This window comes from Mycobacterium sp. NPDC050551 (assembly GCF_040674075.1).
Lineage (GTDB): Bacteria > Actinomycetota > Actinomycetes > Mycobacteriales > Mycobacteriaceae > Mycobacterium.
This window is the reverse complement of record NZ_JBFARC010000004.1, coordinates 118,338-134,791: the sequence shown is the minus strand read 5'-3', so window position 1 is coordinate 134,791 and position 16,454 is coordinate 118,338. Positions and strand designations below refer to the sequence as shown.

Below are 16,454 nucleotides of genomic sequence, written 5' to 3'. Positions count from 1 at the left end.
CGGTCGCTAGCGTCTACCCCATGACCGACGCCGACGACATCCTGCTGATCGACACCACCGACCGGGTGCGCACCCTGACGCTGAACCGGCCGAAGGCCCGCAATGCGCTCTCGACGGCGCTGCGCGGCAAGCTGTTCGGCGCGCTGCGGGACGCCGAGACCGACGACGACGTCGACGTGCTGATCTTCACCGGCGCCGACCCCGTGTTCTGCGCAGGCCTGGATCTCAAGGAGCTCGGCGACCAGACCGAACTGCCCGACATCTCGCCGAAGTGGCCGCACCTGACCAAGCCGGTGATCGGCGCGATCAACGGCGCCGCCGTCACCGGCGGGCTGGAGATGGCGCTGTACTGCGACATCCTGATCGCCTCGGAGCAGGCCCGGTTCGCCGACACCCACGCCCGGGTCGGGCTGATGCCCACCTGGGGGCTGTCGGTCCGGCTGCCGCAGAAGGTCGGCGTGGGGCTGGCCCGCCGGATGAGCCTGACCGGCGACTACCTGTCGGCAGCCGACGCGCTGCGGGCCGGACTGGTCACCCAGGTCGTCGCGCACGACGACCTGCTGCCCACTGCGCGACAGGTGGCGGCCTCGATCGTCGGCAACAACCAGCGCGCGGTGCGGGCGCTGCTGGACTCCTACCACCGCATCGACGAGTCGCAGACCAATGCCGCCCTGTGGATCGAGGCGGACTCGGCGCGCCGCTGGATGGCGACCGCCACCGGCGACGACATCGCCGCCAACCGGGCCGCGGTGTTCGAGCGGGGCCGCGCCCAGGTGCGCTGACCGCCGACGTCAGCGCGTACCCGGCACCAGCCAGCGGCCGGACAGGGCGCGCCACCCGACGAACACCAGTCGCAGCACCATGAACGTGCTCAGCCCCGCCCAGATGCCGAGCAGTCCCCAGCCGAAGGCCAGCGACAGCCAGATCAGCGGCAGGAAGCCCAGCAGCGCCGCGGCAAGCGTGGCGTTGCGCATGAACGTGGCGTCGCCCGCACCGAGCAGCACCCCGTCGATCGCGAACACGATGCCCGCGATCGGCAGCTGCGCGACCAGGAACCACCACGGCACCGCGATCTCGTCGAGCACCGACCGGTCGCCGGTGAACACGCCCGGTAGCACCGACGCGCCCGCGGCGAACACCCCCGCCAGCGCCGCGGCGGCCGCCGTCGAGAACACCGTCACCCGCCATGCCACCGACTTGGCGTGCGCCAGGTGGCCGGCTCCGAGGGCGGCGCCGACCAGCGACTGCGCCGCGATGGCCAGCGAATCCAGCACCAGCGCAAGGAAACTCCACAGCTGCAGTACCACCTGGTGAGCGGCCACCGCGGCGGCACCGAACCGGGCGGCCACCGCGCCTGCGGACACGAAGCACGCCTGGAACGCCAGCGTGCGCAGCACCAGGTCCCGGCCCATCACCACCTGCGCGCGCAGCACCGCCGGCGCGGGCCGCAGCGCGACGCGCTCCACCAGCAGCGCCCACATGAACAGCAGGGCGGCGATCCACTGGCCGACCAGGTTGGCGATCGCCGAGCCCGGCAGGCCCAGTCGCGGCGCGCCGAGCAGGCCGTAGACCAGCACCGGGCACAGCACCGCCGAGACCGCGAAGCCGAACACCACGTAGCGCAGTGGCCGCATGGTGTCCTGCACGCCGCGCATCCAGCCGTTGCCCGCGGCGGCCACCAGGATGGCGGGCACCGCGAGGCTCGCGATCCGCACCCATGGCAGGGCGGCCTCGGCGACCTCGCCGCCACCGGACAGTGCGGACACCAGCGGCACCGCCGCGATCTGCACCGCCGCCACGATCGCCGTGCCGATGGCGAGCGCCAGCCAGGTGGCCTGCACCCCCTCACCGACCGCCGCGGTGCGGTCCCCGGCCCCGAAGAAGCGGGCCGACCGGGCCGTCGTGCCGTAGGACAGGAACGTCAGCTGGGAGCTGAGCACGCCCATGATCAGCGCGCCGATGGCCAGACCGGCGAGGCTGACGGCGCCCAGGCGGCCGATGACGGCCAGGTCGAACAGCAGGTAGACGGGCTCGGCGGCCAACACACCCAGCGCCGGGAACGCCAGTGCCGCGATGCGCCGGGAGGTGACCGGTTCCGGCCGTGCCGCGATCGGCTCGGGCAGTGCGCCGTCGGCTTGCTCAGCCAAGGGCGGAATGCAGCGCCGCGACGACGTCGTCGGCCGATCCGCTGGCGGAGTACCCGGCCGCCAGCCGGTGCCCGCCGCCGCCGAACGAACTGGCCACCGTGGCGAGGTCGAAGGACTTGGCGCGCATCGACACCGACCAGTGCAGCGGTTCGATCTCCTTGAACACCGCCGCCACCTCCGCCTGCGCGGTGGTGCGCACGATGTCGACGATGCTCTCCACCTCTTCGGGCCGCGCGGTGGACCATTCGTCGTGTGCCACAACGGCATACACCAGTCCGCGGCCGCCCGCGGCGTCGGGCACCAGGCGCGCCGACGCCAGCACCCGCGACAGCATCGGCAGCCACGCGAACGGATGGGTGTCCAGTAGCGTGCGGCTGATCGCGGCGTTGTCGACGCCGAGCTCGACCAGCCGGGCCGCCAGCCGGTGCGCGCGGGCACTGGCCCACCGGAACGACCCGGTGTCGGTGGTCAGCCCCGCGTACAGGCAGTGCGCCACCCCGGCGTCGATCGGCTTGCCCCAGGCGTCGAGCAGTTCGGCGACCAGCATGGTGGTCGAGTCCGCGGACGGATCCACGTAATTCGCACTGCCGAACAGCTGATTGGACGCGTGGTGGTCGATCACCAGCACGTCGCGGTCGGGGTCGACGTCGAAGTCGGCCAGGTCGCGCAACGCACCGAGGCGGTTCACGCTCGGGATGTCGACGGTGACCACCAGGTCAGCGTCGCGACGGATCGCGTCCGGCTGGACGAGCAGGTGCCCACCGGGCAGTGACTGCAGCGACTCCGGCAGGTCCTCTGGTGCGGCGAAGCTGACCTGCACGGCCTTGCCCGCCTGTTCGAGGATCAGGGCCAGAGCCAGCCCCGCGCCGATCGTGTCGGCGTCGGGATAGACGTGGCAGACGACGCTGACGCTTCCTGCCGCGGACAGCAGCCCTGCGGCCGTGTGCGCGTCGACGCGCGTGCCCGGCAGCGCGACGTCAGTCGCCTTGTCTGTCGTTGTCACCGGTGTCCTCAACATCGAGTCCGTTGCCTTGCCCGTACTCCGAGTCCCCGCCGGTTTCCTCCGCCCCCGTCACACGGTACGGGTCGGCGTCGCCGGCATGCCTGGCACCCTGCCGAACTCTCGCCAAATCCTCATCTGCGGCGCGCGCCCGCGCCAGCAGCGCCTCCATGTGCGCCGAGGTCTCGGGGACCTTGTCCAGCTCGAAAGCCAGTGTCGGGGTGAAGCGCACCCCGGTGGCAGCGCCGACCTTGCTGCGCAACGTGCCCTTGGCCCGCTCGAGCGCCGCTGCCGCCGCGGCGTAATCCGGTTCGTCCTGCAGCGTCTCGCCGCGCACCGTGTAGAACACGGTGGCGTCGTGCAGGTCACCCGTGACCTTCGTGTCCGTGACGGTCACGAAGGCCAACGGGGGATCCTTGATCTCGAACTCGATCGCCGACGCGACGACGGTGCCGATGCGCTTGGCCAGCCGGCGTGCCCGTGCCGGATCGGCCACTACGTCCTCGCTTTTTCGACGAGTTCGTACGCCTCGATGATGTCGCCTTCCTTGATGTCGGAGTACGTCAGCGTGAGACCGCATTCGTAACCCTCGCGCACCTCGGTGGCGTCGTCCTTCTCGCGCTTGAGCGACGAGATGGTGACGGTCTCGGCGACCACGACGTTGTCGCGCAGCAGGCGGGCCTTGGCGTTGCGCCGCATGACGCCCGACTGGACGAGGCAACCCGCGATGTTGCCGACCTTCGACGACCGGAAGATCGCGCGGATCTCGGCGCGGCCGAGCTCCTTCTCCTCGTAGACCGGCTTGAGCATGCCCTTGAGCGCGGCCTGGATCTCGTCGATGGCCTGGTAGATCACCGAGTAGTAGCGGATCTCGACGCCCTCGCGGTTGGCCAGCTCGGTGGCCTTGCCCTCCGCGCGGACGTTGAAGCCGATGATGATCGCATCCGAGGCCGACGCCAGGTTGACGTTGGTCTCGGTGACGCCACCGACACCGCGGTCGATGACGCGCAGTTCCACCTCGTCGTCGATCTCGATGCCCAGCAGGGCCTCCTCCAGCGCCTCGACGGTGCCGGAGTTGTCGCCCTTGAGGATCAGGTTCAGCTGGCTGGTCTCCTTCAGCGCCGAATCCAGGTCCTCCAGGCTGATCCGCTTGCGCGAGCGTGCCGCCAGCGCGTTGCGCTTGCGGGCGCTGCGCCGGTCGGCGATCTGCCGGGCGATGCGATCCTCGTCGACCACCAGCAGGTTGTCACCGGCACCTGGCACCGACGTGAAGCCGATGACCTGCACCGGCCGCGACGGCAGGGCGTCGTGGATGTCCTCGCCGTGTTCGTCGACCATGCGCCGCACGCGGCCGTAGGCGTCGCCCGCGACGATCGAGTCGCCGACCCGCAGCGTGCCGCGCTGGATCAGCACGGTCGCGACGGGGCCACGGCCACGGTCCAGGTGCGCCTCGATCGCCACTCCCTGGGCTTCCATGTCCGGGTTGGCCCGCAGGTCCAGCGCCGCGTCCGCGGTCAGCAGGACCGCTTCGAGCAGCGCGTCGATGTTGGTGCCCTGCTTGGCCGAGATGTCGACGAACATGGTCTCGCCACCGAAGTCCTCGGCGACCAGGCCGTACTCGGTGAGCTGACCGCGGATCTTGGCCGGGTCGGCGCCCTCCTTGTCGATCTTGTTGACCGCCACCACGATCGGCACGTCGGCCGCTTGCGCGTGATTGATCGCCTCGACTGTCTGCGGCATGACGCCGTCGTCGGCCGCGACCACCAGGATCGCGATGTCGGTGGCCTTCGCACCGCGGGCACGCATGGCGGTGAACGCCTCGTGACCGGGGGTGTCGATGAAGGTGATCGGCCGCTCGGTGCCGTCGTGCTCGACCGTGACCTGGTAGGCGCCGATGTGCTGGGTGATGCCGCCGGCCTCGCCCTCGCGGACCGTGGCGTTGCGGATCGTGTCCAGCAGCCGGGTCTTGCCGTGGTCGACGTGACCCATGACCGTGACCACCGGGGGCCGCTGCTCGAGGTCCTCTTCGCCGCCCTCGTCCTCGCCGTAGGTGAGGTCGAAGGATTCGAGCAGTTCGCGGTCCTCGTCCTCCGGGGACACGACCTGCACGACGTAGTTCATCTCGTTGCCGAGCAGCTCGAGGGTCTCGTCGCCCACCGACTGCGTGGCGGTGACCATCTCACCGAGGTTGAACAGCGCCTGCACCAGCGATGCCGGGTTGGCGTTGATCTTGTCGGCGAAATCGCTCAGCGACGCGCCGCGGGCCAGCCGGATGGTCTCGCCGTTGCCGTGCGGCAACCGCACGCCACCGACGACCGGCGCCTGCATGTTCTCGTATTCGGCGCGTTTCGCCCGCTTCGACTTACGGCCGCGCTTCGGCGCACCGCCGGGACGCCCGAAGGCACCGGCGGCTCCGCCGCGCTGACCTGGACGACCACCGCCGCCACCACCGGGGCGACCGCGGAAACCGCCGCCGGCACCGGCGGGTGCACCGCCGCCACCACCGGCGCCACCGCCGCGGTAGTTACCACCGCCACCGGGAGGGCCACCGGGACGACCGCCGCCGCCGCCGGGGCCACGGCCGCCGGGACCGGGGCGCGCACCGCCCGGACGGGCCGCGCCGGGGCGCGGCGCCGCGGGACGGGGCGGCATGTTGTTGGGCGACATGCCGGGACGCGGCGTGCCGGGCCGGGGGGCACCGGGACGCGGCTGCGGCGGCCGCGGGGCCGGCCGCTCCACCGGCTGCGCCGAGGAGAACGGGTTGTTGCCCACCCGCGGCGTGCGGGGGGCCGGCTTGGGAGCCGGGCCGGGCCGGGGGCCGGGCGTGGCGCCGGGCGCGGGGGCCGGACGCGCGGGTGCGGCGGGGGGTGCCGCGGACGCGGCAGCCGCGGGCGGCGCCACCGGAGCGGCGGGCGCGGGGGGCGGCGGCGGAGCCGGAGCCGGCGCAGGCAGCGGGGTCGGCGCGGCGGGCCTGGGGCCCGGCTTCACCGAAGAGCCTGCCGACGCGGAGGCCGGGCTGGCCACCTTGGCCGGAGCGCCGTTGCCGGCTGCCTTCTGCGGCGCGGACTGGGCGCCGAACGATTCGCGCAGGCGGCGCGCGACGGGTGCTTCGACGGTCGACGACGCCGACTTGACGAACTCGCCCTGGTCTTTCAGTTTTGCGAGGAGTTCCTTGCTGGTGACACCGAGTTCCTTCGCCAACTCGTGTACGCGGGCCTTACCTGCCACTACATCTCCATCTCTAGAGGCGATGGCGGTGGTAGGCGCCGCGCCTCGGGTTAGCTATGACGCATGGTCATCGGGACTTCACGGTGTGCTCATTTTTCTCGCTACCTGTTCTGTCGACCGGGCGTCCGAGTTCCTCGAGATGTCCTCGACGTACTCGGTCACCGCGGTGAGGTCCGGTGAACCGGTGATCCGCAACGCTCGCACGAACGCTCGCCGCCGGATTGCTGCGTGTAGGCATTGCGGGTCGGGATGCAGCCATGCACCCCGCCCAGGCAGATTACCCGCCGTATCGACGATCGCGGCGCACGCGCCGTTCGCGTCGACCGCGACCACTCGGAGCAGTTCGACAGCCAGCTCTCGCTTCCGGCACCCCACACAGGTCCGCACCGGCCCGACCGGTAGGTCGGCGGCGCGCCCCCGTTGGGACACCGGAGTCTCGCGCTGGATCACGGCTGAGTCTACCGCCACGGACCCGTTGCGCCGAAACCGTGGTCCAGGTGTGGGATTCTGCGACCGGTCAGGCGTCGCGCGCCGCGCCGTGTGGCGCATCGCGCCCGGACGGTGCAGGGCCGGTCGGCGCGGCGTCGCTGCGGATGTCGATACGCCAGCCGGTCAGGCGCGCCGCCAGGCGGGCGTTCTGGCCCTCCTTGCCGATCGCCAGCGACAGCTGGTAGTCGGGCACCACCACCCGCGCGGCTCGGGCGCCCTCGTCGATCACCGAGACCGACACCACCTTGGCGGGCGACAGCGCGTTCGCCACGAACCGGGCCGGGTCGTCGTCGTGATCGATGATGTCGATCTTCTCCCCCGACAGTTCGCTCATCACGTTGCGCACCCGCTGGCCCATCGGCCCGATGCACGCGCCCTTGGCGTTGAGGCCCGGTACCCGCGAGGCGACGGCGATCTTCGAGCGGTGGCCGGCCTCGCGGGCCACCGCGACGATCTCCACCGATCCGTCGTTGATCTCCGGCACCTCGAGGGAGAACAGCTTGCGCACCAGGTTCGGGTGGGTGCGCGACAGCGTGATCAGCGGCTCGCGGGCACCGCGCGAGACGCCCACGACGTAGCAGCGCAGCCGGTCGCCGTGTTCGTAGCTCTCGCCGGGCACCTGTTCGGCGGCCGGGATCACCCCTTCTGAGCCCTTGGTCTCGCTGCCCATCCGGACGACGACCAGCCCGCGTGCGTTGGCGCGGGCATCGCGCTGGATCACCCCGCCGACGATGTCGCCCTCGCGGGCGGAGAACTCGCCGTAGTTCTTCTCGTTCTCGGCGTCGCGGAGTCGCTGCAGGATCACCTGCCGTGCGGTCGTCGCGGCGATGCGGCCGAAACCCTCAGGGGTGTCGTCCCATTCGTGCACGACGTTGCCGTCGGCATCGGTCTGGCGGGCGATCACCTTGACCACACCGGTCTTGCGGTCGATGTCGATGTGGGCGTCGGGCTCATGCCCTTCGGTGTGCCGGTAGGCGGTGAGCAACGCCGACTTGATGGTGTCGACCACGACGTCGACCGTGATGCCCTTGTCCGCCTCGATGGCATGCAGGGCCGCCATGTCGATGTTCATTCCACACCCTCCTTCCGTGGTCGTCCTGCCAGCTCCAGCTCACGCGAATTGGGAGGCGAGAACTCTACTTGGACAACAGCTTTCGTGATTCCGTCAAGCGGCAGCTCACGGACCGACAGGGTGTGGCGCCCGCCTTCGCGGACGATCAGGCGGACCAGGCCGTCCGCACTCTCGCCGAGCCGGCCGGTCACCTGTGACCCGTCGGCCAGCGTGACCTCGACCTTGCGGCCCTGCGCGCGGCGGAAGTGCTTCTCGGTGACCAGGGGACGGTCCACCCCGCGCGAGGTGACCTCGAGCACGTAGCCGGCGTCGGCGCCCGGGCCGGTTCCCGGATCGAGACGGTCGAGCAGCTCGGAGGCGGTGCGCGACAGCTCGGCGATCGCGTCGAGGCTCACACCGCCGTCGGCGTCGGCGATCACGGTGATCCGCGGCGGCCGCGTCGCACCGTCGATCACCACGTCCTCGATCTCGTAACCGGCGCGCGCGAACTCGCCGTCGAGAACGGCGATCACCTGCTCCTGCGTCGGTAACCCGGACGATCGTGGGTCGGGCGCCACGGCGAGCTCCTCATCTTGAGTTGTCCGGACACGACTCCCTGGGTTCGGCCCCTTCGAGGCGTCGCCTCGAACCCCCGGAATCGACTATCCACGATACGCCAGGCCGCAGGGCGCACATCGGAAACGGCAGCGCACACGCCCCGCGGAGCTGCCGTCGACCGTCGGGCGCCCGGCTCGTCGGCGTCATCCGCCGGGCAACGGCAATGGCAGGATGTTGCTCGTGCCGAGCGTCAATCCCGTCGTCAGCAGGCGACGCGTGCTGGTGGCCGCGGCCACCCTCGCCCTGCTGGGCGCCGCCTCCTCCGCCTGCGGGACGCCGCCTCCGCCACCCGAGGTCGACGAGTTGATCGCGCAGATCGAGCGGGCGCGCAATGACGGCTCACTGGCCACCAGGGCGGCAGCGGCCGCCCGGCCGCCGGTGGCGCAGGCCCTGACCGAGGTGGCCGCCGAACGCGCCGAGCACGTCCGCGCACTCGAGGACGAGCTGACCCGCATCATCGCGGCCGCGGACGCGCCGACCACCACCACCACCTCGTCGTCGACCCCCGCGGAGCCGGTGAAACCGCCCACCGCCGCCGAGGTGGCCGGTGCGCTGCGGCAGTCCGCCGAGAGTGCGGCAGGCCTGGCGGCCGAGCTGTCCGGCTATCGCGCAGGTCTGCTCGGCTCGATCGCCGCGGCGTGCACGGCCGCCTCGCTGGTGGCCCTCGCGCCCGAGGAGTCGTCGTGACCTCACCCGAGCCGACCATGCCGACGCGGCCGCCGGGACCCGACGCCGGCGCCCTCTACGACGCCGTCGCCACCGAGCACGCCGTCATCTACGGCTACGGCCTGGTGTCCGCGCACTCGACGCCGGAACTCAACGCGTTGGTGTCGGGGTCGATGGCCGAGCATCGCGAACGGCGCGAGGCCGCGATCGCGATGCTCGACGGCCGGTCGGTGGCGGCGCCGCTGCCCGAACCCGGCTACCGGTTGCCGTCGCCGGTGAACAGCCCGACCGACGCCGCCGAGCTGGCTGCGCAGATGGAACGCGACGCCGCGACGGCGTGGCGGGCGGTGCTCGAGCAGGCCACCACCGCCGAGGACCGCACGTTCGCCGTGACGGCGTTGACGCAGTGCGCGGTCAGGATCGCCCGCTGGAACCGGGTGCTCGGTGTCTCGCCGGTGACCGTCGCGTTCCCCGGCGGCAACGAGTAGCGGGCGTCAGCCGGCGATCGCGCCGGATATCTCGGTGGCCGCCGCATCGACGGCGATCTCGCGCGCCTCACCGGTGAACCGGTTGCGCAGCTCGACCGTGCCGTCGGCCCAGCCGCGGCCCACCACCACGATCCACGGCACCCCGAGCAGCTCGGCGTCCTTGAACTTCACCCCGGGCGAGGCCTTCCGGTCGTCGAGCAGCACGTCGACACCCAGGCGGTCGAGGTCGGCGGCCAGCTCGGTCGCGCCGGCGCGGGCGGCCTCGTCCTTGTTCGCGATCACCAGGTGGGCGTCGAACGGCGACACCGACGAGGGCCAGCGCAGACCGATCTCGTCGTGCTGCTGCTCGGCGATCACGGCGACCAGCCGGGACACGCCGATGCCGTAGGAGCCCATCGTCAACCGCACCGGCTTGCCGTCCTCGCCGAGCACGTCGACGGTGAAGGCCTCGGTGTACTTGCGGCCGAGCTGGAAGATGTGGCCGATCTCGATGCCGCGCGCGCTCACCAGCGGACCCGCGCCGTCGGGCGACGGATCGCCGTCGCGGACGTCGGCGGCCTCGATGGTGCCGTCGGCGGTGAAGTCGCGTCCCGCCACCATGCCGACCACGTGCTTGTTCGGTGCGTCGGCGCCGGTGATCCAGGCCGTCCCATCGACGATCCGCGGATCGACCAGGAATCGGACACCGTTGTCCCCCAACGCCTTCGGACCGACATAGCCCTTGACCAGGAACGGGTACCGCGCGAAGTCGGCGTCGTCGAGCAGTGCGTACTCGGCGGGTTCCAGCGCGGCGCCGAGGCGCTTCTCGTCGACCTCGCGATCGCCGGGCACACCGATCGCCAGCAGTTCCCATTCCCCGCCGGGTTCGCGGACCTTGAGCAGCACGTTCTTCAGCGTGTCCGCGGCGGTGACGGTGCGGCCGGCGAAGCCGGGCAGGTCGGCGCTGTTGGCCCAGTCGACGAGCGTGGCGATGGTCGGGGCGTCGGGGGTGTCGTACACCGTCGCCTCGGGCAGTCCGTCGATCGGCAGCGACTCCGGCACCCGGGTGATCACCGCCTCCACGTTGGCGGCGTATCCCGACTCCAGGCAGCGGACGAAGGTGTCCTCGCCGATCTCACTCTCGGCCAGGAACTCCTCGGAGGCGCTGCCGCCCATCGCACCCGAGACCGCCGACACGATGACGTACTGGACGCCGAGGCGGGCGAAGATCCGTTGGTAGGCCTCGCGGTGCGCGTGATACGCCTTCTTCAGTCCGTCGTCGTCGACGTCGAAGCTGTAGGAGTCCTTCATCACGAACTCGCGTCCGCGCAGGATGCCCGCCCGCGGCCTTGCCTCGTCGCGGTACTTGTTCTGGATCTGGTAGAGCCGCAGCGGGAAGTCCTTGTAGGAGCTGTACTCCCCCTTCACGGTCAGCGCGAAGAGTTCCTCGTGGGTGGGGCCGAGCATGTAGTCGTTGCGGCGGCGGTCCTTGAGCCGGAACACGCTGTCGCCGTACTCGGTCCACCGATTCGTCGTCTCGTACGGTGCGCGGGGCACCAGCGCGGGCAGCAGGATCTCCTGACCGCCGATGTGCGCCATCTCGTCGCGGATGATGCCCTCGATCTTGCGCAGCACCCGCAGCCCGAGGGGCAGCCAGCTGTAGAGCCCCGGGCCCACCGGCCGGACGTAGCCGGCGCGGATGAGCAGCTTGTGGCTGGGCACCTCCGCGTCGGCCGGGTCGTCGCGGAGGGTGCGCAGGAACAGCTCGGACATACGGGTGATCACGAGCGACCACCTTAGCTTGACGCCTCAGAGCTCCCCGGCGTCGAACGCCTCGCGGGTGTGCTGGGCCACCGCGATCTGACGTGCCGAGAAGCCGATGAACAGAGCCGCCGCCCCGACCAGGATCGCGATGGCCGCCACCCACAGCAGGGCATATGTGTAGCCCTGGCCGAGCGCGTCGAGTTGCCCGTCCGTCATGTCCTTCACCGAGCCGGTGGTGCCGCCCAGGTACAGCGTGCGCGAGGTCTGCACCGCCTGGATCGCCACCAGCATCAGCGGACCGCCGAGATTGAACACCATCAGCGTGATCGACGAGACCGGACCGATCTCGCGCGGGCCGACCTCGGCGATGGCGCACAGCGGCAGCACCACCGAGATCACCCCGATGCCGAAGCCCGCGAACAGGATCGGCGCGAACAGGTCCGGGAAGTAGGCCACGGTCCGGGTCAGGGTGGAGCCGAACAGCATGGCGCCCAGCACGAAGACACCGGCGCCGATGACCACCCAGCGTGGCGCGATCCTCGGCGCCAGCCGGGCGGCGACCACGTTGCCGACCCCGAAGCCGACGGCGAACGGCAGGAACCCGATGCCCGCCTGCAGCGCCGAGTAGCCCATCACGTCCTGGATGTAGAGGCCCATCATCACCGAGATGGTCAGCATCACGCCGCCGGCGAGGAAGTACGCGGCGAGCGTCGCCACCCGGTTGCGGTTGTCGAACACCGAGAACGGGACGATCGGGTGCGCGGCCTTGCGCTCGACGAGCAGGAACGAGATGAAGAAGACGACCGCGGCGGCGCCCGCGGCGATGACGAACGGGTCGATCCAGCCGCGCGGCGGGCCCTGTGTGAAGACCAGCACCGCTGCCGTGCAGCCGAGCGTGGCCAGCAGCGCCCCCACCACGTCGAGCTTGAGCCGCTCGTGGTGGGTCTCGGTGATCCGGTAGACGGCCACGGCGATCACCGCGATGCCGATCGGCACGTTGATCAGGAACGCCAGCCGCCACGACACGACGGTGAAGGCGCCGCCGAGGATCAGGCCCAGCACCGATCCGGCGGCCTGCATCGCCGCCGACACCGCGAGCGCCCGGTTGCGGGGAGCGCCGATCGCGTAGGTGGTCGCGATCAGCGCCAGCCCCGTCGGCGCCGCCACCGCCGCCCCGGTGCCCTGCACCGCGCGGGCGATCACCAGCGTGAGGCCGTCGGTGGCCAGGCCGCAGACCAGCGACGCGAGGGTGAACACCCCGACGCCCGACAGGAACGCCCGCTTGTGCCCGACCGCGTCGCCGATCCGCCCGCCGAGCAGCAGCAGCCCGCCGAAGGCCAGCACATAGGCGGTGACGACCCAGCTCTTGGCGGCGTCGGACATGTCGAGGTCGGACTGGATGCGCGGCAGCGCGACGATCACGATGGTGCCGTCGAGCGTCGACATCAGCTGCATGCCGGTGATCGCCACGATCGCGACACCGAGCACCGACCTGGTCAGCGGCTGCGACCCGGAGGACCCCTGCGCCGACATGGCTCACGACCCTACCGTGGCGATTTCGGCGCGCCGCCGATGCTCGTGCGACGGTTTCCGCGCCGAAATCGCTCAGAAGTCGGCGGTCGCGGCGTTCTCGCGCTGGGCGGTGACGTCGTCCAGCCGGGCCCGCAACGCCCCGGTGATCAGCGTCCAGGCATCGGAGCCGAGCACCAGGCGGCGCGGCGGGTCGCCGGAGTCGGCGGCACGGATGATGGCCGCGACCGTGCGCTCGGGGTCATCGGTCATCTCCTCGACGGTGGTGGCGGGCGCGTCGGCGGGCCCGCCGCGGTAGGGCTCGCTGAGCGGAACCCGCGCGGCCGCCTCGAAGAAGCCGGTGCGCACCACACCCGGTGCGATCAGCGTGGTGCGGATGCCGAACGGTTCGACCTCGGCGGCGAGGGCGTCGTAGAACCCCTCGATGCCCCACTTGGTGACGTGGTAGAGCGAGAAGGCCGGGAACGTCATGTGCCCGCCCATGCTCGACATCTGCATCAGCAGGCCGCCGCCCTGGGCGCGAAGGTGCGGCAGCACCGCACGGGCGAGCTGGATGGACGCCGTGAGGTTGGTGGCGATCGTCTGGTCGATCTGCTCGTCGGTGAGGTCCTCCGCGACGCCGAACACCCCGTATCCCGCGTTGGAGACGACGACGTCGATGCGGCCGTGCGCGGCGAACGCCTCGGCGACGACCGCACGGACGGCGTCGGTGTCGGTGACGTCGAGCGCCGCCCGCCACAGCCGGTCACCGTGCCGCGCCGCCAGATCGTCGAGCTGTTCGGGTCGCCGCAGCGTCGCCGCGACGGTGTCACCGCGCGCCAATAGCTGCTCGACGAGTTCGCGGCCCATGCCGCGGGACGCGCCCGTGACGAACCAGGTCCTGGTCATGTCGAACTTCCTTCCTTCGGCTTCGCCATGACTCAACCGCGCGGACGCGGCCGATGTATCCATGCGGGCGATCAGCGATCCGACAAGGACCCATACGCTCTGCGCATGCCTAGGGTGGACAAGTGACCGAGATGACGCTCGAGGGGCTGCGGGTGTGTCGCGAGATCGCCCTACTGGGATCGTTCACCGCCGCCGCCCACTCCCTGGGGTACTCGCAGCCCGCGATCTCGCGGCAGGTCGCCGCGATGGAGGACGTGGCGGGCTACCGGTTGTTCTCCCGCGAGGTCCGCGGGGTGAGCCTCACCCCGGCGGGGGCGGTGGTGGTGGAACACGCCGCCCATGTCCTGGGCGCCGCGGCCGCACTGCGCCACGAACTCGACGGCCTCGGCGACCGGTTGGCGGGACGGGTGGCGGTGGGCGCCTTCCCCGCGGCCATGGCCGTGCTGGTGCCGCGGGCCGTTGCGCGGCTGGCGGTCGACCACCCGGGCCTGAGGGTGAGCCTGCGCGAGGCGGCCACTCCGGCGCTGCTGCGCGAGCTGCGCGCGGGCCGGCTGGGTGTCGCCGTCGTCGGCACGGGCGCGGGCCTGCCCGACTACGACGTCGACGGCCTCGCCGCGCGCCGCATCTACGCGGGCGACCTGTGTATCGCGGTGCCCGCCGGGCACCGGCTGGCGTCCGTAGGCCGGGTGGCGGTCCGCGAACTCGCCGACGAGGCGTGGATCGCCGGCACGGGTTCGGCGGGCGATCCGCAGTTCATGGCGTGGCCGACGCTGTCCGATCCGGTGATCCGGCACCGGGTGAGCGGATGGCCGGCGCGACTCGGGCTGGTGGCCGCAGGTCTGGGGATCTGCCTGATGCCGGAGCTGGCGGCGAGGTCGGTGCCCGACGGTGTCACCACCGTGGGCGTCGACGACCCGAACTGGCTGGGCCGCAGCACGGTGGCGCTCACCGCGGTGGACGCCGGTGACGAGGTCGGCGCGGTGGTGGCCGCGCTGCGCTCGGTCGCCGGGGAGATCTCGGGTTAGAGCTCGCCGGCGTCGATCGCGTCCTTGACCTCTTGCGCATGCGCGACCTGCTGGCTGGTGTAGCCGATGAGCAGTGCGGCGCCACCGACCAGGACTGCGACGGCGGCGACCCAGAGCAGGCCGTAGGTGTATCCGGCGTCGAGGGCGGCGAGCTGGGTGGTGTCCATGTTCTTCACCGGGCCGGTGGTGCCACCCAGGTACAGCGTCCGGGAGGTGATGACGGCCTGGATGATCGCGAGCACGATCGGCCCGCCGAGGTTCTGCATCATCAGGGTGATCGCCGAGACCGGACCGATCTGGTCGAACCCGACACCGGCGATGGCCGACAGCATCAGCGCGACGAAGATGATCCCGATGCCGATGCCGCCCACCACGAGCGGGATCACCAGGTTCGGGAAGTACGGGATGCCGCTGTTGAGCGTCGAGCCGTAGACCATCGCGCCGAGCACGAGCACCCCGCCGGCGATCACCAGGACCCGCGGCGGGAAGATCGACACCAGCTGCGAGGAGAGCGCCAGCCCGATGCCCATCGCGATGGCGAACGGGATGAAGCCGATCCCCGCCCGCAGCGGGCTGTAGCCGAGGATGTCCTGGACGTAGAGACCGATCAGCACCGACAGGGTGAACATCACGCCGCCTGCCAGGAAGACCGCCCCGAACGTGGCCAACCGGTTGCGGTCCTTGAAGAGGTCGAACGGGACCACCGGGTTCTCGGCGGTGCGCTCGACGATGATGAACGCGACGAGGCAGATCAGTGCGGCGATGCCCGAGCCGATGGTGATCGGTGAGATCCAGCCCTGTTCGGGACCCATGGAGAAGGCGAGCACCGCGGCCGTGCAGCCCAGCGTCGCCAGGAGCGCGCCGGTGGCGTCGAGCTTGAGCCGCTCCTTGTGGGTCTCCCGCAGCGCCGTGTGGGCCAGGTAGACGATCAGCAGCCCGATCGGGACGTTGACCAGGAACGCCAGCCGCCATGACACCTCGGTCAGCGCGCCGCCGACGACCAGTCCCATGACGGAACCGACACCGGTCATCGCGGCGAACACCGCGGTGGCGGCGTTGCGGGCCGGACCCTTCGCGAACGTCGTCGCGACGAGGGCCAGCGCGGTGGGCGAGGCGATCGCCGCGCCGACGCCCTGCAGCAGTCGCGCGATCACCAGCGTGGCCTCGTCCCAGGCGATCCCGCACAGGACCGAGGCGATGGTGAACAGCGCGACGCCGACGATGAACGTCCGCTTGCGGCCGATGGAGTCGCCGAGGCGCCCACCCAGCAGCATCAGCCCGCCGAACGTGAGCACATAGGCCGTGATGACCCAGCTGCGCCCGGCGTCGGAGAGATTGAGTGAGTCCTGGATCTTGGGGAGCGCGACGATGGCGATGGTGCCGTCCATCGTGGCCATCAGCTGCATGCCGGCGATGGCGATCACCGCGGCGAAGAACCGCCGCGACGGAACCCAGGCCGGAGCCTTGGCGGTACGTGCCTTGGCCGACTTGTCGCCCGACGGCACAGCCCGCCCGGTACCCCCGGCGGCATCGCTGAACATGGCTGCGCGCTCTGCGTCATTGAGAGCCGTCATAACGGGT

General features: G+C 71.3%; 15 protein-coding genes. 4 read left to right on the top strand and 11 right to left on the bottom strand.

The window, feature by feature from the left end; translation table 11 throughout:
• Positions 1-20: 20 nt before the first annotated feature.
• Positions 21-782: an enoyl-CoA hydratase gene (locus AB0K11_RS17045; RefSeq protein WP_364978927.1), complete on the top strand. Its 762-nt coding sequence runs from the start codon at positions 21-23 to the stop codon at positions 780-782.
• A gap of 9 nt (positions 783-791) precedes the next feature.
• Here AB0K11_RS17045 and AB0K11_RS17040 read toward each other — a convergent pair whose 3' ends face one another.
• The 7 genes from AB0K11_RS17040 to rimP all read right to left on the bottom strand — a co-directional run bounded on the left by AB0K11_RS17040 (position 792) and on the right by rimP (position 8,493).
• Positions 792-2,123, bottom strand: coding sequence for an MATE family efflux transporter (locus tag AB0K11_RS17040; protein ID WP_364980401.1), 1,332 nt, complete (start codon positions 2,121-2,123; stop codon positions 792-794).
• A gap of 16 nt (positions 2,124-2,139) precedes the next feature.
• Positions 2,140-3,150: a bifunctional oligoribonuclease/PAP phosphatase NrnA gene (locus tag AB0K11_RS17035; protein ID WP_364978924.1), complete on the bottom strand. Its 1,011-nt coding sequence runs from the start codon at positions 3,148-3,150 to the stop codon at positions 2,140-2,142.
• Positions 3,125-3,643 carry a 30S ribosome-binding factor RbfA gene (gene rbfA / locus AB0K11_RS17030; protein WP_364978921.1) on the bottom strand — a complete coding sequence of 173 codons (519 nt, stop codon included), beginning with the start codon at positions 3,641-3,643 and terminating at the stop codon, positions 3,125-3,127. The genes AB0K11_RS17035 and rbfA overlap by 26 nt, the downstream gene beginning before the upstream one ends.
• Positions 3,643-6,375, bottom strand: coding sequence for a translation initiation factor IF-2 (gene infB / locus AB0K11_RS17025; protein WP_364978918.1), 2,733 nt, complete (start codon positions 6,373-6,375; stop codon positions 3,643-3,645). Before infB ends, rbfA begins: the two co-directional genes overlap by 1 nt.
• A 78-nt stretch (positions 6,376-6,453) precedes the next feature.
• Positions 6,454-6,825, bottom strand: coding sequence for a YlxR family protein (locus AB0K11_RS17020; RefSeq protein WP_364978915.1), 372 nt, complete (start codon positions 6,823-6,825; stop codon positions 6,454-6,456).
• 67 nt (positions 6,826-6,892) lie between these two features.
• A complete protein-coding gene (nusA, locus tag AB0K11_RS17015) occupies positions 6,893-7,936 on the bottom strand; it encodes a transcription termination factor NusA (protein WP_364978912.1) in 1,044 nt (347 codons plus the stop codon).
• Entirely contained in the window at positions 7,933-8,493 is a 561-nt protein-coding gene (gene rimP / locus AB0K11_RS17010) for a ribosome maturation factor RimP (protein ID WP_364978909.1), read from the bottom strand. Before rimP ends, nusA begins: the two co-directional genes overlap by 4 nt.
• A gap of 211 nt (positions 8,494-8,704) precedes the next feature.
• On the opposite strand from rimP, the gene AB0K11_RS17005 reads away from it, so the two are divergent.
• A complete protein-coding gene (locus tag AB0K11_RS17005) occupies positions 8,705-9,220 on the top strand; it encodes a hypothetical protein (protein ID WP_364978906.1) in 516 nt (171 codons plus the stop codon).
• Positions 9,217-9,687: a ferritin-like domain-containing protein gene (locus tag AB0K11_RS17000; RefSeq protein ID WP_364978903.1), complete on the top strand. Its 471-nt coding sequence runs from the start codon at positions 9,217-9,219 to the stop codon at positions 9,685-9,687. The genes AB0K11_RS17005 and AB0K11_RS17000 overlap by 4 nt, the downstream gene beginning before the upstream one ends.
• A gap of 6 nt (positions 9,688-9,693) precedes the next feature.
• Here the strand turns inward: AB0K11_RS17000 and AB0K11_RS16995 are convergent, their stop codons facing one another.
• From AB0K11_RS16995 to AB0K11_RS16985, 3 genes are all read right to left on the bottom strand, one after another.
• On the bottom strand, positions 9,694-11,451 hold the full coding sequence (locus AB0K11_RS16995) for a proline--tRNA ligase (protein ID WP_364978900.1): 1,758 nt from the start codon (positions 11,449-11,451) through the stop codon (positions 9,694-9,696).
• Between the two features lie 24 nt (positions 11,452-11,475).
• Complete coding sequence (locus tag AB0K11_RS16990) at positions 11,476-12,963, bottom strand: MFS transporter (protein WP_364978897.1); 1,488 nt, start codon at positions 12,961-12,963, stop codon at positions 11,476-11,478.
• A gap of 72 nt (positions 12,964-13,035) precedes the next feature.
• Positions 13,036-13,848, bottom strand: a complete 813-nt coding sequence (locus AB0K11_RS16985) for an SDR family oxidoreductase (protein ID WP_364978894.1) — start codon at positions 13,846-13,848, stop codon at positions 13,036-13,038.
• Between the two features lie 131 nt (positions 13,849-13,979).
• On the opposite strand from AB0K11_RS16985, the gene AB0K11_RS16980 reads away from it, so the two are divergent.
• Positions 13,980-14,873 (top strand): LysR family transcriptional regulator, encoded by an 894-nt coding sequence (locus AB0K11_RS16980; protein WP_364980398.1) that lies wholly within the window; start codon positions 13,980-13,982, stop codon positions 14,871-14,873.
• Here the strand turns inward: AB0K11_RS16980 and AB0K11_RS16975 are convergent.
• On the bottom strand, positions 14,870-16,447 hold the full coding sequence (locus tag AB0K11_RS16975; protein WP_364978891.1) for an MFS transporter: 1,578 nt from the start codon (positions 16,445-16,447) through the stop codon (positions 14,870-14,872). The two genes, AB0K11_RS16980 and AB0K11_RS16975, sit on opposite strands and share 4 nt — an antisense overlap.
• Between the last annotated feature and the right edge of the window lie 7 nt (positions 16,448-16,454).